The organism is Marivivens donghaensis (assembly GCF_011806565.1).
GTDB classification, from domain to species: domain Bacteria; phylum Pseudomonadota; class Alphaproteobacteria; order Rhodobacterales; family Rhodobacteraceae; genus Marivivens; species Marivivens donghaensis_A.
This window is the reverse complement of record NZ_JAATOP010000011.1, coordinates 93,493-108,097: the sequence shown is the minus strand read 5'-3', so window position 1 is coordinate 108,097 and position 14,605 is coordinate 93,493. Positions and strand designations below refer to the sequence as shown.

General features: G+C 59.7%; 12 protein-coding genes. 3 read left to right on the top strand and 9 right to left on the bottom strand.

The genetic code is table 11. The annotated features are described in order from the left end of the window. Positions 1-352: 352 nt before the first annotated feature. Both katG and hemF read right to left on the bottom strand, forming a co-directional pair. Positions 353-2,560, bottom strand: coding sequence for a catalase/peroxidase HPI (katG, locus tag HCZ30_RS14445; RefSeq protein WP_167639011.1), 2,208 nt, complete (start codon positions 2,558-2,560; stop codon positions 353-355). A gap of 156 nt (positions 2,561-2,716) precedes the next feature. Continuing rightward, a complete protein-coding gene (hemF, locus tag HCZ30_RS14440) occupies positions 2,717-3,607 on the bottom strand; it encodes an oxygen-dependent coproporphyrinogen oxidase (RefSeq protein WP_167639010.1) in 891 nt (296 codons plus the stop codon). An 82-nt stretch (positions 3,608-3,689) separates the two neighbouring features. On the opposite strand from hemF, the gene HCZ30_RS14435 reads away from it, so the two are divergent. Further along, on the top strand, positions 3,690-4,076 hold the full coding sequence (locus tag HCZ30_RS14435) for a hypothetical protein (RefSeq protein ID WP_167639009.1): 387 nt from the start codon (positions 3,690-3,692) through the stop codon (positions 4,074-4,076). Here the strand turns inward: HCZ30_RS14435 and HCZ30_RS14430 are convergent, their stop codons facing one another. The 3 genes from HCZ30_RS14430 to clpS are packed head-to-tail and all read right to left on the bottom strand — an operon-like array spanning position 4,077 to position 6,241. Continuing rightward, complete coding sequence (locus HCZ30_RS14430; RefSeq protein ID WP_167639008.1) at positions 4,077-4,880, bottom strand: SDR family NAD(P)-dependent oxidoreductase; 804 nt, start codon at positions 4,878-4,880, stop codon at positions 4,077-4,079. A gap of 26 nt (positions 4,881-4,906) precedes the next feature. Further along, the gene (locus HCZ30_RS14425; protein ID WP_167639007.1) at positions 4,907-5,869 is read right to left on the bottom strand and encodes a class I SAM-dependent methyltransferase; all 963 of its coding nucleotides are present in this window, start codon (positions 5,867-5,869) and stop codon (positions 4,907-4,909) included. A gap of 30 nt (positions 5,870-5,899) precedes the next feature. After that, positions 5,900-6,241: an ATP-dependent Clp protease adapter ClpS gene (gene clpS / locus HCZ30_RS14420; RefSeq protein WP_167639006.1), complete on the bottom strand. Its 342-nt coding sequence runs from the start codon at positions 6,239-6,241 to the stop codon at positions 5,900-5,902. An 88-nt stretch (positions 6,242-6,329) separates the two neighbouring features. Between clpS and HCZ30_RS14415 the strand changes: the two genes are divergently transcribed. Together HCZ30_RS14415 and HCZ30_RS14410 are read left to right on the top strand one after the other, a co-directional pair. Further along, positions 6,330-7,019, top strand: a complete 690-nt coding sequence (locus tag HCZ30_RS14415; protein WP_167639005.1) for an HAD family hydrolase — start codon at positions 6,330-6,332, stop codon at positions 7,017-7,019. Positions 7,020-7,213: 194 nt separating this feature from the next. Beyond that, positions 7,214-8,809, top strand: a complete 1,596-nt coding sequence (locus HCZ30_RS14410) for a D-alanyl-D-alanine carboxypeptidase family protein (RefSeq protein WP_167639004.1) — start codon at positions 7,214-7,216, stop codon at positions 8,807-8,809. Here the strand turns inward: HCZ30_RS14410 and HCZ30_RS14405 are convergent. From HCZ30_RS14405 to HCZ30_RS14390, 4 genes are read right to left on the bottom strand one after another with little or no spacing between them, the layout of a single operon-like run. After that, on the bottom strand, positions 8,797-10,404 hold the full coding sequence (locus tag HCZ30_RS14405) for an ABC transporter ATP-binding protein (protein ID WP_167639003.1): 1,608 nt from the start codon (positions 10,402-10,404) through the stop codon (positions 8,797-8,799). The genes HCZ30_RS14410 and HCZ30_RS14405 overlap by 13 nt on opposite strands. After that, complete coding sequence (locus HCZ30_RS14400) at positions 10,401-11,510, bottom strand: ABC transporter permease (protein ID WP_167639002.1); 1,110 nt, start codon at positions 11,508-11,510, stop codon at positions 10,401-10,403. Before HCZ30_RS14400 ends, HCZ30_RS14405 begins: the two co-directional genes overlap by 4 nt. Before the next feature lie 3 nt (positions 11,511-11,513). Then, positions 11,514-12,602, bottom strand: coding sequence for a microcin C ABC transporter permease YejB (locus HCZ30_RS14395; RefSeq protein ID WP_167639001.1), 1,089 nt, complete (start codon positions 12,600-12,602; stop codon positions 11,514-11,516). Between the two features lie 9 nt (positions 12,603-12,611). Next, positions 12,612-14,522, bottom strand: a complete 1,911-nt coding sequence (locus HCZ30_RS14390) for an extracellular solute-binding protein (RefSeq protein WP_167639000.1) — start codon at positions 14,520-14,522, stop codon at positions 12,612-12,614. Between the last annotated feature and the right edge of the window lie 83 nt (positions 14,523-14,605).

Genomic DNA, 14,605 nt, shown 5'->3' with positions numbered 1-14,605 from the left:
CGGCGCGCCTCGCCAGTCCTGCCTCGAAATTTCCCGAACCGGCTAGCCTCAGTGGCCGCCCCGTCCGTCCCCGCCGCGCCTCAGCGCCGCCGGTGAAGGGGCTTTTACGGATACTGCAGAATGGGCGCAAGTCGAAAACGAAACTTTTGTTGGATTTCTGTCATCTTTTCTCCGAGGGCCTATAAAATAAGGCGTTCGGGCGACCAGATTTATTGAAAGGCCTTTGGCCTAACCTACTCCGTCACGCCCGAAACTCACCAAAAAAGGCGCTGATCCGAGGATCGGCGCCTTTCAGTGCTCTGAATCACCGGAATCGCCGCCTGTCGAAGCGTCGATTCCGGACCAAAAGGACTCACTTCAGGTCAAAGCGGTCCGCATCCATGACCTTCGTCCATGCTTTGACGAAGTCATGGACGAACTTATTGGTCAGATCGTGCTGTCCGTAGACCTCTGCCAGAGCGCGCAGCTGGGAGTTCGAACCGAACACCAGATCAACGCGGGTCGCAGTCCATTTCAGCTCGCCCCCTTCGCGGGCGCGGCCCTCGAACAGGTTCTGGTCTTCGTCGACCGGATTCCAGACGATGCCCATGTCGAGCAGGTTCTTGAAGAAGTCGTTGGTCAGAGTACCCACGCTCTTTGTCAGCACACCCTTAGTCGTCTGGCCGTGGTTGGCGTCAAGCACACGGAGGCCACCAACCAGCACGGTCATCTCGGGTGCCGACAGCCCCAGAAGCTGGGCGCGGTCCACCAGCAGTTCCTCTGCCGAGACGCTGAAGTCCGCGGCGAGGTAGTTGCGGAAGCCGTCTGCTTTCGGTTCGAGCGGTTCGAACGACTCAGCATCGGTCTGCTCTTGCGTCGCATCGGTGCGGCCGACCGAAACTGGAACGGTCACATCAACGCCTGCCGCCTTCGCAGCCTGTTCGACAGCGGCAGCACCGCCCAGAACGATCAGGTCGGCCATCGAGACCTTCTTATCGCCCTTCGCGTTGAACGCAGACTGCACACCTTCGAGCGCACTCAGCACACCGCCCAGCTGTTCCGGCTCGTTCACGTCCCAACCCTTCTGCGGTTCGAGACGGATACGGGCACCATTGGCACCGCCGCGCTTGTCCGAGTTGCGGAAGGTCGAGGCCGAGGACCATGCGGTATAGATCAGTTCGCGCTGCGAGATGCCCGATGCGAGGATCTGCGCCTTGAGGTCAGCCACATCCGACCCATCAATCGTCGGCGCGTCAACCGCAGGAACGGGATCCTGCCAGATCAGGTCTTCGCTCGGGACTTCTTTACCAAGATAGCGCACCTTCGGCCCCATATCGCGGTGGGTCAGCTTGAACCAAGCGCGCGCGAAAGCGTCGGCGAACTCGTCCGGGTTCTCGGCGAAACGGCGAGCGATCGGTTCGTAGATCGGATCATAGCGCATCGCGAGATCGGCGGTGGTCATCATCGGCGCGTGCTTTTTCGACGGATCGTGCGCGTCTTCGACCATGTCTTCGGGCTCGACGTCCTTGGCGCGCCACTGCTTTGCGCCGGCGGGCGACTCGGTCAGTTCCCAATCGTACTTAAAGAGAACCTTCAGGTAGCCCATGTCCCAAGTCGTCGGGTTCGGCTTCCAAGCGCCTTCGATACCCGAGCCCGTCGCATGTGCGCCGACGCCGGTGCCGAAGCCGTTCGACCAGCCGAGGCCCATGTGCTCCATCGGCGAGCCTTCAGGATCGGGACCGATGAGCGCGGCATCGCCCGCGCCGTGTGCCTTACCGAAGGTGTGACCGCCTGCGACCAGAGCAACGGTTTCTTCATCGTTCATAGCCATACGGCCAAAGGTGTCGCGGATATCACGACCGGAAGCGACGGCGTCGGGATTGCCGTCCGGACCTTCGGGGTTCACGTAGATCAGGCCCATCTGCACAGCGGCCAGCGGGTTTTCGAGCACACGCTCGCCCGAATAGCGGCTGTTGTCGTTGTCGCTCAGCGCGAGCCACTCGGTTTCCGAACCCCAGTAGATATCCTCTTCCGGCTCGAAGATGTCTTCACGTCCACCGCCGAAGCCGAAGGTTTTGAAGCCCATCGATTCCAGTGCGACGTTACCCGTCAGGATCATCAGGTCGGCCCAGCTGATTGCGTTGCCGTACTTCTGTTTGATCGGCCACAGCAGGCGGCGGGCTTTATCGAGGTTCACGTTATCCGGCCACGAGTTCAGCGGCGCGAAACGTTGGGTGCCCGAGGTCGAGCCGCCGCGACCATCACCGGTGCGGTAGGTGCCTGCGCTGTGCCACGCCATACGGATAAAGAGCGGACCGTAGTGACCGTAGTCGGCAGGCCACCACTCTTTCGAGTCCGTCATCAGATCGTGCAGGTCTTTTTTCAGCGCATCGTAGTCGAGAGCGTTGAAGGCTTCTGCATAATCGAAATCGGCCAGCGGGTCGGACGCGGGTGCGTTCTGGTGCAGGATTTTCAGGTTGAGCTGGTTCGGCCACCAGTCACGGTTCGAACGACCGGAATGACGGGTGTGCTTTGCGCCGTGCATGACGGGGCAGCCTGCTGGGGTATCGTTACCGTCCATTGTGTCCTCCCAAGGGATCATCAATTCAAAATCTGGGATGACGGTAGCCGAGTCGCTCCATAATGATAACTTTGAATTTCTATGCGTAGCGATTGGTAAAACTTATGGATTTCCGAAACCGAAAAGGCGGCACCGTTTCCAGTGCCGCCTGTCTCATCAGTACCATTTTGCCATCGGCGGCAGGCTCATCAGAACCGCGTTGGCGTCATGCCCCGTGGCGAGGCCGAATTTGGTGCCGCGGTCATAGACGAGGTTATACTCGGCATAGAGCCCGCGGTGCTGAAGCTGGGTTTCCTTGTCCGCATCATCCCACTCAGTATTACGGCGCTTTTCGGTGACCGGAACGAAGGCCGGCAGGAACGCCTTGCCGATGTCTTGCGTCAGGGCAAAGTCTGCCTGCCAGTCGCCCGAGCATTGGTCATCCATAAATATTCCGCCAACGCCGCGCGCACGATTGCGGTGCGGAATGTAGAAGTACTCGTCCGCCCACTCTTTCAAACGCGGATAGAGGTCCTCTCCATGCGGGTCGAGGTGCTGTTTCTGCACTGCATGGAAATGTGCGGTGTCCTCGTCATACTCGATACACGGGTTCAGGTCCGAACCGCCGCCGAACCACCATGCGTTCGGGGTCCAGAACATACGGGTGTTCATGTGGACCGCAGGGGTGTGCGGGTTCTGCATGTGAGCGACCAGCGAAATGCCCGAAGCCCAGAAACGCGGATCGTCCGCGATTCCCGGAACGCCGCGCGCTGCCATCGAACGTTGCGCAGCGGGACCGAGGGTGCCGTAAACTTCGGAGATATTGACGCCGACCTTTTCGAAAACACGGCCTCCGCGCATGACGCTCATCAGGCCGCCACCGGCGTCAGAGCCGTCATCAGCGGTGCGCTTGGTCTCGGTCACTTCAAAACGTCCGGCGGGCTGATCTGCGAATGGGCCGGTCTCTTGGGTGTCCTCAAGATTCTCGAACGCAGCTACGATCTGGTCGCGAAGGGTCCGGAACCATGCCGCTGCGGTCGCTTTTTCCTGCTCCATCATGTCGGTCATCGCCTCATTCTCCGTTCGATATTGAATATCAACGGCCCATATCAATTAAAACGTATGTCGACTACTGCTATGGAGTTCCATCATGAAGCGCTTACTGCTTCTCATCCCCCTCGGTCTCGCCGCATGCGCCAGCCCGCAAGAACGCTGCATCAGCCAAGCGCAGCGTAACCTCAACGTCGTGAACAACCTGATTACCGTCACGCGTGGCAACATTGAACGCGGCTACGCTATCGAGGAACGTCAGGAAGTGCGCACCGTGAATCGCGTCTGTTCGGACGAGTTGGATAGCGGCGAGGTCGTCCGCGTGCCGTGTCAGCAGGTCATCACCGAGGACGTCAACGTGCCGGTTGCGATCGACCTGAATGCCGAAACGGCCAAGCTGGAATCGCTGATCGAGCGTCGCGATGCGCTTCAGGCCAGCGTGGGCAGCGCCATTGCTCAATGTCAGGCGCAGTACCCCGAAACCTGATCAGTGGGCGGGACAGCCCACTGCATCAATAAGGGTGCGCCCGCCATCTACGGTGATAATCTGGCCGGTGACGAAATCGGACGCGTCACAGGCCAGGTATTGCACCGCCTCGCAAACCTCGAGCGGGCTCGCAATCCGCTGGAGCGGGGTGTGGCGCAGGATGTCTTCGCGATAATCGTCGTGCTCTTTAAGCTTGCCCTTGAGGCTAGCGCTCATGACGCTGCCGAAAGCAACGGCGTTCACACGGACACGGTTCGGCGCGAGAGCAACCGCCAGTGAACGGGTCATCTGGTCGGAGGCAGCCGCCGAAATCGAATAAGCCATCAGATCGGGGTGTGTGCGGCGGGCCGCAATCGACGACAGATTGATAATCGTGCCGACGGTCTCGTCCTCGCGGTCTTCCGACAGCTTGATCATCTTACGAGCGACAGCCTGGCTCAATTTGAGCGCGGTGAGCATGTTCTGTTCGAGCAGCATCATCACGCTGTCATCATCAGGGCTCAGCGGATCGGTCGGCATTACCTGACGCGATGCGTTCACCAGAATGTCGATGCCGTCGAACGCGTCCATCGTGGCGGACAGCAGGTTCTTTACATTCAGCTTCTTGCGCAGGTCGCCTGCGAAGATGCGCGCAGGGCCATCGGGTTCGAAGTCGGACATGACTTCGCGCTGGAGCGCCTCTTCGTCCATGTCGGCGAACATGACGTTCGCGCCCTGCTCGACGAAATGACGGCCGATAGCCAGACCGACGCCGTTGGCGCCACCGGTCACAATCGCGGTCTTACCTGCAAGAGAGAAGGACATCTGAAAACTCCGGTAGCCTGAATAACTTAGCGAATGGGCTTGGATGCAAGGAATAGCTTGAAAGCGCCGTCGCCGCCAATCTCTTCGACGTTACGGAATTTCTCGCGAAGCGTGACCTCGTAGGGGAGGTGACGGTTCGCAACCATCCAAAGGTTTCCGGACGGCGTGAGATTCCGCGCAGCGGCAGCGATGAACGCTTTGCCGAGGTTCGGATCACCTTCGCGGCCAGTGTGGAACGGCGGGTTCATGACGATGCCTTGGTAGGGTTGGCTCGCCGCCCACTTGGTGGCATCGGCCCAATGAAAATTCGCGCGGGCGTCAGTGATGTTCATCTCGGCGCAATTCAGCGACAGCGCTTCCGCCTCGATCAGATCAAGCGACTGGACGTTCGGGCTCTTCAGCACTTCGGCAGAGAGGTAACCCCAGCCCGCACCGAAATCCGCCATGCGCGACGGCAGCTTTTCAGGCAGCGCCTTGGCCAGCAGCGCCGAACCGCGATCAATTGCACCGTCAGAGAACGCACCCGCCGTGGTCCAGAAACCATGCTCACCCTGCTGCGCGCCAGTGTCAGCCCAGTCGTCGAAAACTTCGGTGCCGTCGAACCAGAACATGCGGCCGTGGGCCTTGGTGACGGTCGGCAGGTCACCGAGGCGCTTGCGGCACTCTTTATATATACTATCGATGCCGTCGGTTTTCTGTCCGTCGACGATCACCAATCCCGACTTCGACGCCTCGGCAACCATCGCGCGGGCCAGACCCTTGGCGCGCGGCACGACAACGATAGTCGCAGCGGCAGCACCATCACCGAGCTTGTAGCCCGCGGTTTCCCACGCCTCGGCGGCGGGTTTGAAACCGGTGTCGATGAAGACGCGTTCGCGAGGCAGCTCGGCCACGTCATAGTCGACGTCAGGGCGCATGATTTTGATGTCGCCTTCCGGCAACGACAGAAGGCCCTCGGTCAGGGCCGTGGACAAACGGGAGCGGGACATATCGTCAGGACCTTACGGGACGCAGGCGCGTCACTCTTTTTCCATGGTGCATTGCAGCGGGTGCTGGTGCCGTTGGGCAAAATCCATCACCTGAGCAACTTTGGTTTCGGCAATCTCGTGCGAGAAGACACCGGCAACGGCGACGCCTTTCTTATGCACGGTCAGCATCAGTTCGAACGCTTGGGCATGGGTCATGCCGAAGAACCGTTCGAGCACATGAACAACGAACTCCATCGGAGTATAGTCGTCGTTCAGGATCAGAACCTTGTAGAGCGGTGGACGCTTCGTCTTGGGGCGCACGTCAAGTTTGACGCCGAAATCGCCGTCGTCATCATCGCCATTCTGCGCCATCATCAAGATGTCAGCTGTCATGTTCTACCGTTATCTGGTGGGCCATTGCGGATGTATATAGTCAGACGTACCCATAAGAAAACCCCGCAGTTATTCAGGACACTTTCAAATGGCCCACAGATGGACGATCGCTTTCGATGCCGACGACACGCTCTGGCATAACGAGCGGTTCTTCAAACTCAGCCAGAAGAGGTTCGCGGACCTGCTCTCCGACTATGTGGAGCCGGACCACCTGCATGACCGCCTGCTCGCGGCGGAGCGCAAGAACATCGCGTTCTACGGGTTCGGGATCAAAGGCTTCACCCTGTCTATGATCGAAACTGCGCTCGAAGTGACGGAAGGCCGCGTTTCCCAACACGTTATTCAGCAGCTCCTTGATAACGGGCGGGAAATGCTGCGCCACCCGATCGAACTGCTGGAAGGCGTGGCCGAGACGATTCCCCGCCTCGCCGCGAACTACGATCTGCTGGTGATTACCAAGGGTGACCTGCTCGATCAGGAGCGCAAAGTGGCCCAATCGGGCCTTGGCGACCACTTTTCCGCCGTCGAAATCGTCAGCGACAAAACCGCAGAGGTCTATCAGCGGATTTTTGCTCGCCACGACACGGCCCGCGTGATGATGGTCGGCAATTCGCTGAAATCTGATGTGATTCCAGCCATCGAGGCGGGGGCCTGGGGCGTCTATGTGCCCCATGAATTAACGTGGGAATACGAAAAAGCGGACGAACCCGATCACTCCCGATTCTGTAAAATCAGAAGCCTAAACGACCTACCCGATCTGATAGCAAAGCTCGGATAGATTGCAGACGCGATTTCGCCGTTTTGTCACATCTTGTGCCAATGCTTAGCAAAATAACGAGATTTGCGATTCTGCTACAATTGCGCCGTGCAGGCCGCTGAAAAAGGGGAGTTTGCGCAATGAGATCGCTGTGTTACGCTCACTGTTAATTACAGAGGTGCCATAAAAAACTCGGCACCCAGAGGCAGTAAAAAATGGTGAGCGACGTGGCAGGTCGTCCGAATATCCGGACCCTCATTGGGGTATTATTTCTTGGTGCATTGTGGCTTTTGTCCTTTGCGCCCCAACAGGCGAGTGCGGTTCCTAACGCGCACTATGTAATCGACGCCCGCACGGGCGAGGTTTTCCAATCCTACAACTCCGATACGCGGCTTCATCCGGCGTCCCTGACGAAGATGATGACACTCTACCTCGCGTTTCAGGCAATGGAGCGTGGTGAGATTACGGCGGATACGCCGGTGACCATCACCAGCGCCGCGTCGTCGGAACCGCCAAGCAAGCTCGGCCTGCGTACCGGCCAACAGATTCGCTTCCGCTATCTGATCCGCGCTGCGGCTGTGAAGTCGGCCAACGACGCCGCCACCGCGATCGGGATCGCGCTTGAGGGTTCCGAAGAAGCCTTCGCCGCCCGCATGAACCGCATGGCGCAGTCGATGGGCATGACCCGCACGACCTTCCGCAATGCAAACGGCCTTACGCAGTCCGGCCACCTGTCGACCGCTCGCGATATGTCCGTTCTGGGGCGTCACGTCGTCTACGACTTCCCGCAATATTATAACATCTTCTCGCGCACCTCGACCGACGCGGGCATGGCGACCGTTTACAACACGAACCGCCGCTTCCTCGGTGCCTATCGCGGTGCTGACGGGATCAAGACCGGCTTTACGAACGCTGCGGGTTACAACCTCGTCGCTTCGGCGCAGCGCGGCAACGTTCGCATCATCGCTGTTGTGATGGGTTCGACCTCGACCCCGGCACGTAACGCCAAAGCAGCCGAGTTGCTGGATGTCGGCTTTGCCCGCGCGCCGAATAACGCCCGCATCGCTCGTCCGCCCCTTCCCGCCTATTCACCAGGTAACGGATCGGCGCCGATCGTGACCGCGAATGGCGCTGCGGCTGTCAGCGTTCCGGCTGGCAAGATCATCCGCACCACTGGCGCTGTGCTCGCCAGTGCACGGCCCGTCGGGCGCGCGATGCCGAACACGCCGATGGATCCGGACGAAGCCCAAGCCGTCGCCCAAGCGCTCGCCGCTGCGATGGCCGTGACGGCCGAGGTTGCCGCTCCGACCGAGATCGCCGAAGCAGTCGTCGAGCCTGTGCTGGAACCGGTCATCGAACCGGTTATCGAAGCAGTCGTCGCCGGCCTCGAAGAAGCGCCGATGCCGCGGATGCGTCCTGCGCAGATCGTACCAGCTGAGGAACTGATCCAGGTCGCTGCGGTTGAACCCGATGTTGCCACTGATCCAGCCGATATCGCCGCTGCCGTTGCCCAAGCGACCACCGTCGCCGCCGAAGAGCCGGTCGTCGTGACCCGCGTTTCGACGTCGGGCGGTCAGCATTGGGGCATCAACGTGGGCCGCTATAACTCGCGCTATGAGGCTGAGCGCATTCTGGTGCGTGTGGCTCTAAACGAGATGAGCAGCCTCGACGGCACGGTGCGCCGCGTCGTGCAAAGCCCGCGCGGCTTCGACGCGAACTTCATGGGCATGACCCGTGAGCGCGCCGAACTGGCCTGCCGCCGCCTTCAGGCGCGCGACCAGACCTGCTTCATGGTTGGTCAGGCAGAATAAGAAGTGGCGCGGCCGTCAAAAGCGGCCGCCATCAATTCACGGGTGTAGTCGGTTTGCGGGTTATCGAATACCGCATCCACTTCACCCGCTTCCACAACATCACCGTTACGCATGACCATAATCCGGTGCGACAGCGCGCGGACGACGGTCAAATCGTGCGAGATGAACAGGTACGCCAGCCCGTGCTTGCGCTGTAGATCGCGCAGCAAATCGACGATCTGCACCTGAACCGTGCGGTCGAGCGCCGACGTCGGCTCGTCCAGCACCACAAGCTTCGGACGCAGAACCATCGCGCGCGCAATCGCGATACGCTGGCGCTGACCGCCCGAGAACTCATGCGGGTACCGGTTCATCATCGCGGGGTCGAGGCCGACCTCCGTCATGATCTCCGCCACCATTTCGGTACGGCTACGGGTCGGGTCGATGTTGTGGATGCCTAGCCCCTCGGCAATGATTTGTTCGACCGTCATGCGCGGCGATAGCGAGCCGTAGGGGTCTTGGAAAACGATCTGCATATCGGCACGGAGCGGGCGCAGTTCGCGTTGGCTGAGGCCGTTCGTATCCTTGCCAACGAACGCGATGCGCCCCTTCGACTGGATCAGCCGCATGACAGCGAGCGCGAGGGTAGTCTTGCCCGACCCGGATTCGCCGACGATGCCGAGCGTCTCCCCTGCCCTCACGGTCAGGGACGCACTATTCACCGCTTTCACGTAGCCAGCGGTGCGACGCAGAAGGCCGCGGCGGATCGGGAACCAGATGCGCAGTTCGTCAGTCTCTGCGATGACTGGCGCATTGTCCGGCACCGGTACAGGCCGCCCCTGCGCCTCGGCAGCGAGGAGCATTTGCGTATAGGGGTGCTGCGGATTGCCGAACACTTCGGCAGTCGTTCCATGCTCGACGATCTCGCCGTCTTTCATCACGCAGACGCGGTCGGCGATTTTGCGGACGATGGTCAGGTCGTGCGTGATGAAGAGCATCGCCATGCCTTCCTCGCGCTTCAACTCGTCCATCAGCTCGAGGATCTGCGCCTGAATGGTCACATCGAGGGCCGTTGTCGGCTCGTCCGCGATCAGCAGGTCAGGACCATTTGCCAGTGCCATCGCGATCATCACACGCTGACGCTGACCGCCCGACAGTTCGTGCGGGAAGCTCTTCAGTCGCGACTCCGCATCACGGATACCGACGCGGGTCAGCAGTTCGATGATCCGTTCACGCACCGCTGGCCCGCGCGTTCCCTGGTGGAGTTCGATCACCTCGCGCAGCTGCTTTTCGATAGTGTGCAGCGGGTTGAGCGAAGTCATCGGCTCTTGGAAGATGAAACTGATGTCGTTACCGCGAACCGAACGGAGAGTCTTTTCGTCGGCCTTCGCGAGTTCCTTGTCCTTGTACAGGATCGAACCTTCGATCTCTGCGTTGTCGGGCAGCAGATCGACGGTAGATAGCGCGGTCACCGACTTGCCCGATCCCGACTCGCCAACCAGAGCGACGGTTTCGCCGCGCTGTATATCGAACGACACGCCATGCACGGCGGAACGCAGTTCGCCGTCTTGACGGAAAGCAATTCGAAGGTCGGAAACTCGGAGCAGCGGGGTCATTTGAACGTCTTTCGCGGGTCGAACGCATCGCGGACGCCTTCGAAGATGAAGACCAGAAGCGACAGCATGAATGCGAAGGTAAAGAAGGCGGTAAAGCCAAGCCACGGCGCCCACGGGTACCGCTTGGCCTGAACCGTGAGGTGGCCGAGCGAAGGGGCAGAGCTGGGCAGACCGAAGCCGAGGAAGTCGAGCGTCGCCAGCGTCGCGATCGCGCCGGTTAGCAGAAACGGCAGCATGGTGAGCGTCGCAACCATCGCATTCGGCAGGACATGACGAATCATGATCGTCCGGTCACGCACGCCAAGCGCGCGGGCGGCACGCACGTATTCAAGGTTCCGCGCACGCAGGAATTCAGCGCGAACCACGCCGACCAGAGCAGGCCAGCTGAACAGCACGGTAATCACGACCAGCAGCCAGAACGATTTGCCGAGGATCGCAACGAGGATCATCATCACATAGAGCGACGGCATCCCGCCCCAGATCTCGATAAATCGCTGGAAGGTCAGGTCGAGCCACCCGCCGAAATAGCCCTGCACAGCACCAGCCAGAACGCCGACGACAGACGAGATCGACACCACAACGAGCGCGAAGCTGATCGACAGACGGAAGCCGTAGATCACGCGCGCCAGCACGTCGCGCTTGGTGTCGTCGGTGCCCAGCAGGTTGTCCGTGCTCGGCGGGGCCGGCGCTACGCCTTGCGTGTCCACAATGGTGTCGTACTTGTACGGGATAAGCGGCCAGATCATCCAACCCTTGGAAAAGTCGGTGACGTCCGGCGTGCCGCCTGCTTCGACCTCTTCGTAGATCCCTTCGGGATCGTCGAAACACTCGTCCGCGCCGCCGGTAACGATCAGGCACTTTACCTCGGGGGACGAATAGACAGCCTCGGTCGGGAAGTCGCCGTTGAAGTCACGCTCCGAATAGAAGGTCAGCACGGGACTACGTAACTCGCCGCGATAGGACACGAGGATCGGTTTGTCGTTGGCCAGAAACTCGGCGAACAGGCTGATGAAGAACAGCGTGCCGAGGATAATCAGCGACCACAGGGCACGGCGATTGCGCTTGAAGTTGCGCAAGCGGCGTTGGTTCAGAGGAGAAAGCCGCATCCTTTAGCCCCTCGACTCGAAGTCGATCCGCGGATCGATGAAGATGTAGGTGATGTCGGTGATGATCCCGACCAGCAGGCCCATCAGCGAGAACACGTAGAGTGTTGCGAATACCACTGGATAGTCACGGTTCAGGGTGGCCTCGTAGCCCATACGCCCGAGCCCATCGAGGCTGAAGAGCGTTTCGATAATCAGCGAGCCACCGAAAAACACCGAGATAAACAGCGCCGGAAAACCCGAGATCACGATGAGCATCGCGTTGCGAAAAACGTGCCCGTAGAGCACCCGCCGCTCGCCCAAGCCCTTGGCCCGCGCGGTCACGACGTACTGCTTCTTGATCTCGTCGAGGAAGCTGTTCTTGGTCAGCAGGCTGAGCGTCGCGAACGCGGAAATCGTCGAGGCCAGAACGGGCAGCGTGATGTGCCACAGGTAGTCCAGTGCTTTCCCGATAGGACTTAGCTGTTCCCAGTTGGAACTGGTGAGGCCCCGCAGTGGGAAGATGCTGAAATACGAACCACCGGCGAAAAGCACGATCAACAGGATCGCAAACAGGAACCCCGGCACCGCGTAGGCGACGATGATCATGCCCGACGTCCACGTATCGAACGACGTGCCGTCACGCACCGCTTTTTTGATCCCGAGCGGGATGGAAATGCAGTAGGCGATCAGCGTCGACCAGAGGCCGAGCGTGATGGACACAGGCATCTTTTCCAGCACCAGATCGACGACCGAGATTTTGCGCGACCAGCTCTCGCCAAAATCGAAGCGGATGTAATCCCACATCATGATGAGGAACCGCTCAAGCGGAGGCTTGTCGAAACCGTAGCGGATTTCGAGCTCTTCGATGTACTTGGGATCGATACCCTGCGCGCCCGGATAGGCGCTCGTTGCGGCTGTACCCGTCGCCTCGATCTCAAAATCGGCGGACCCGCCAGAGATATTGGCGAACGCATCACCCATACCCTCAAGCTCGGCCAGCTTCTGTTCGATCGGACCACCCGGAAGGAACTGAATGACGGCGAAGTTGAGTACCATGATCCCGAGCAACGTCGGGATCATCAGCAAAAGCCGTCGGAAAATATATGCGCCCATTGATCTGCCTTACAGGCCGTTCCGCAGTGCGCCTGCCTCTTTCAGCGCTTGGCCTTTGTCGGCGTTGTACCACCAGAAGTCGAGGTAGCCCAGATCATACGGCGGCAGCGGATCGGGATGCTCGTACATGTCGTAGTAGGCGACCCAGTAGTTCGGCAGGTACCAGACCGGCACGACATAGAGGTCCTTGCGCATGATGCGGTCGATAGCGCGCACGCCAGCCGTCATCTCATCGTAGCTGTCGGCATTCTTCACGATCTCGATGATCTGGTCGACGGCCGGATTGCTGTAGTGCGCGGGGTTAAAGACGTCGCCCGCACCGTCGCTACCAAAGCGCTGGCCAAGGCTCTCACCCTCGATCAGGCCGACATTGTAACCGTCGAGAGTCATATCGAAGTCGAAGCTACGGGTCCGCTCCATATACTGGACCGAGTCGATCTGGTTCCATTCAGCATCCACGCCAAGGCGGCGCAGGTTGTCGATGAACGGCGCTACGACACGTTCGATGGTCGGCGCATAGCCAAGGAATTCGAGCGTGAGCGGCTGGCCGTCTTTTTCGAGCATCCCGTTCGGGCCAGATACGTAGCCTGCCTCCTCCATCAGCGCGAGCGCTTGGCGCAGGTTGCGGCGGTCCAGCTGGCTGTCGCCAGAAGTATGCGGCGTCGTGACTTCATCCGTGAGGATCGACGGTTCGATCAGATCAGACACCGACTCGAGGATTTCCAACTCGCGGCCTTCCGGCACGCCATTCGCCTGAAGGTCGGTGCCTTGCCAGAAGCTTTCACGCTGCGAAAACAGCCCGTACTGAAGGTTGTCATTGGTCCAAGTGAAGTTGAACATCAGCGAAATGGCTTCGCGGACCTTCGGATCTTGGAACTTCTCTTTGGTCAGGTTGAACACAAAACCGGTCGCGCTCGGAACGTTGCCCTTATCCAGCGCTTCCTTCTTCACCCAGCCGTTGTTGATGGCGGGGAAGTCGTAAGCCGTCGCCCACGACAGAGAAGAGTTCTCCTGACGGAAAGTGAATTCACCTGCCTTGAACGCCTCGAAGGCAACGTTGGTATCGGCGAAATACTCGACACGGATACTGTCGAAGTTATTGCGCCCGATGTTCAGCGGCACGTCCTCGCCCCAGAAATCGCGGTTACGTTCGTAGATGATCTGGTGGTTCACCTCGTAGCTGCCAACCGTGTACGGGCCGGTGCCGGGGCTCGTTTCAAAACGGGCCTCGTCGAGGCGGGCGCCGGTCTCTTCGTACCATTTCTTAGAAAAGATCGAGGTCGCGCCCATCTGTTCGATCAGACCGTTGCGCGGCGCATCGGGGTTGAAGGTGAACTTGATCGTTTGATCGTCGATGACCTCGACAGTGTCGATCATCTTGCTCACGCCGTAGCGGTAGGATTCGGTGCCTTGCTCCAGCAGCAGGTTGAAGCTGAATTCGATATCCGCAGCGGTGAGCGGGGTGCCGTCAGAGAACTCGACATCATCACGCAGGTGGAAGATCACCCAGTCTTTGCTCTCCGGATATTCCATCGTGGTGCAGAGGTAACAATAAGCGCCATCCGGATCGTCGGCAGTGCCGACCAACATGCTCTCGTACATCATCGACGACAGATAGCCGGGGGTGCCCTCTTGGGTCGCGTAGGGGTTCATGTTGTCGAAACCGCCGGCCATCCAGACCGAGATCTCGCCGCCTTTGGGCGCATCGGGGTTTACGTAGTCGAGGTGCTCGAAATCTGGGTCGTCATAGACCAGATTGCCGTAGGTCGAGATGCCGTGCGTGATGATGCGCTCATCCTGCGCAAAGGCCTGGCTCGCAAATGCACCGGCGGCGAGCACGACCCCGCCAAGAAGCATGAGATGTCCGCTCTGAGTTGGTTTGGCAAGTGCAATCGAACTGGCGGCGCGGCGATGCTTCATAAACGTAATCCCTTGAAGAGTGGCGTTTCTCTCAGGCTACGGTCCGTCACACATCCGTTTCAAGCGATGATTGGATTTTGACA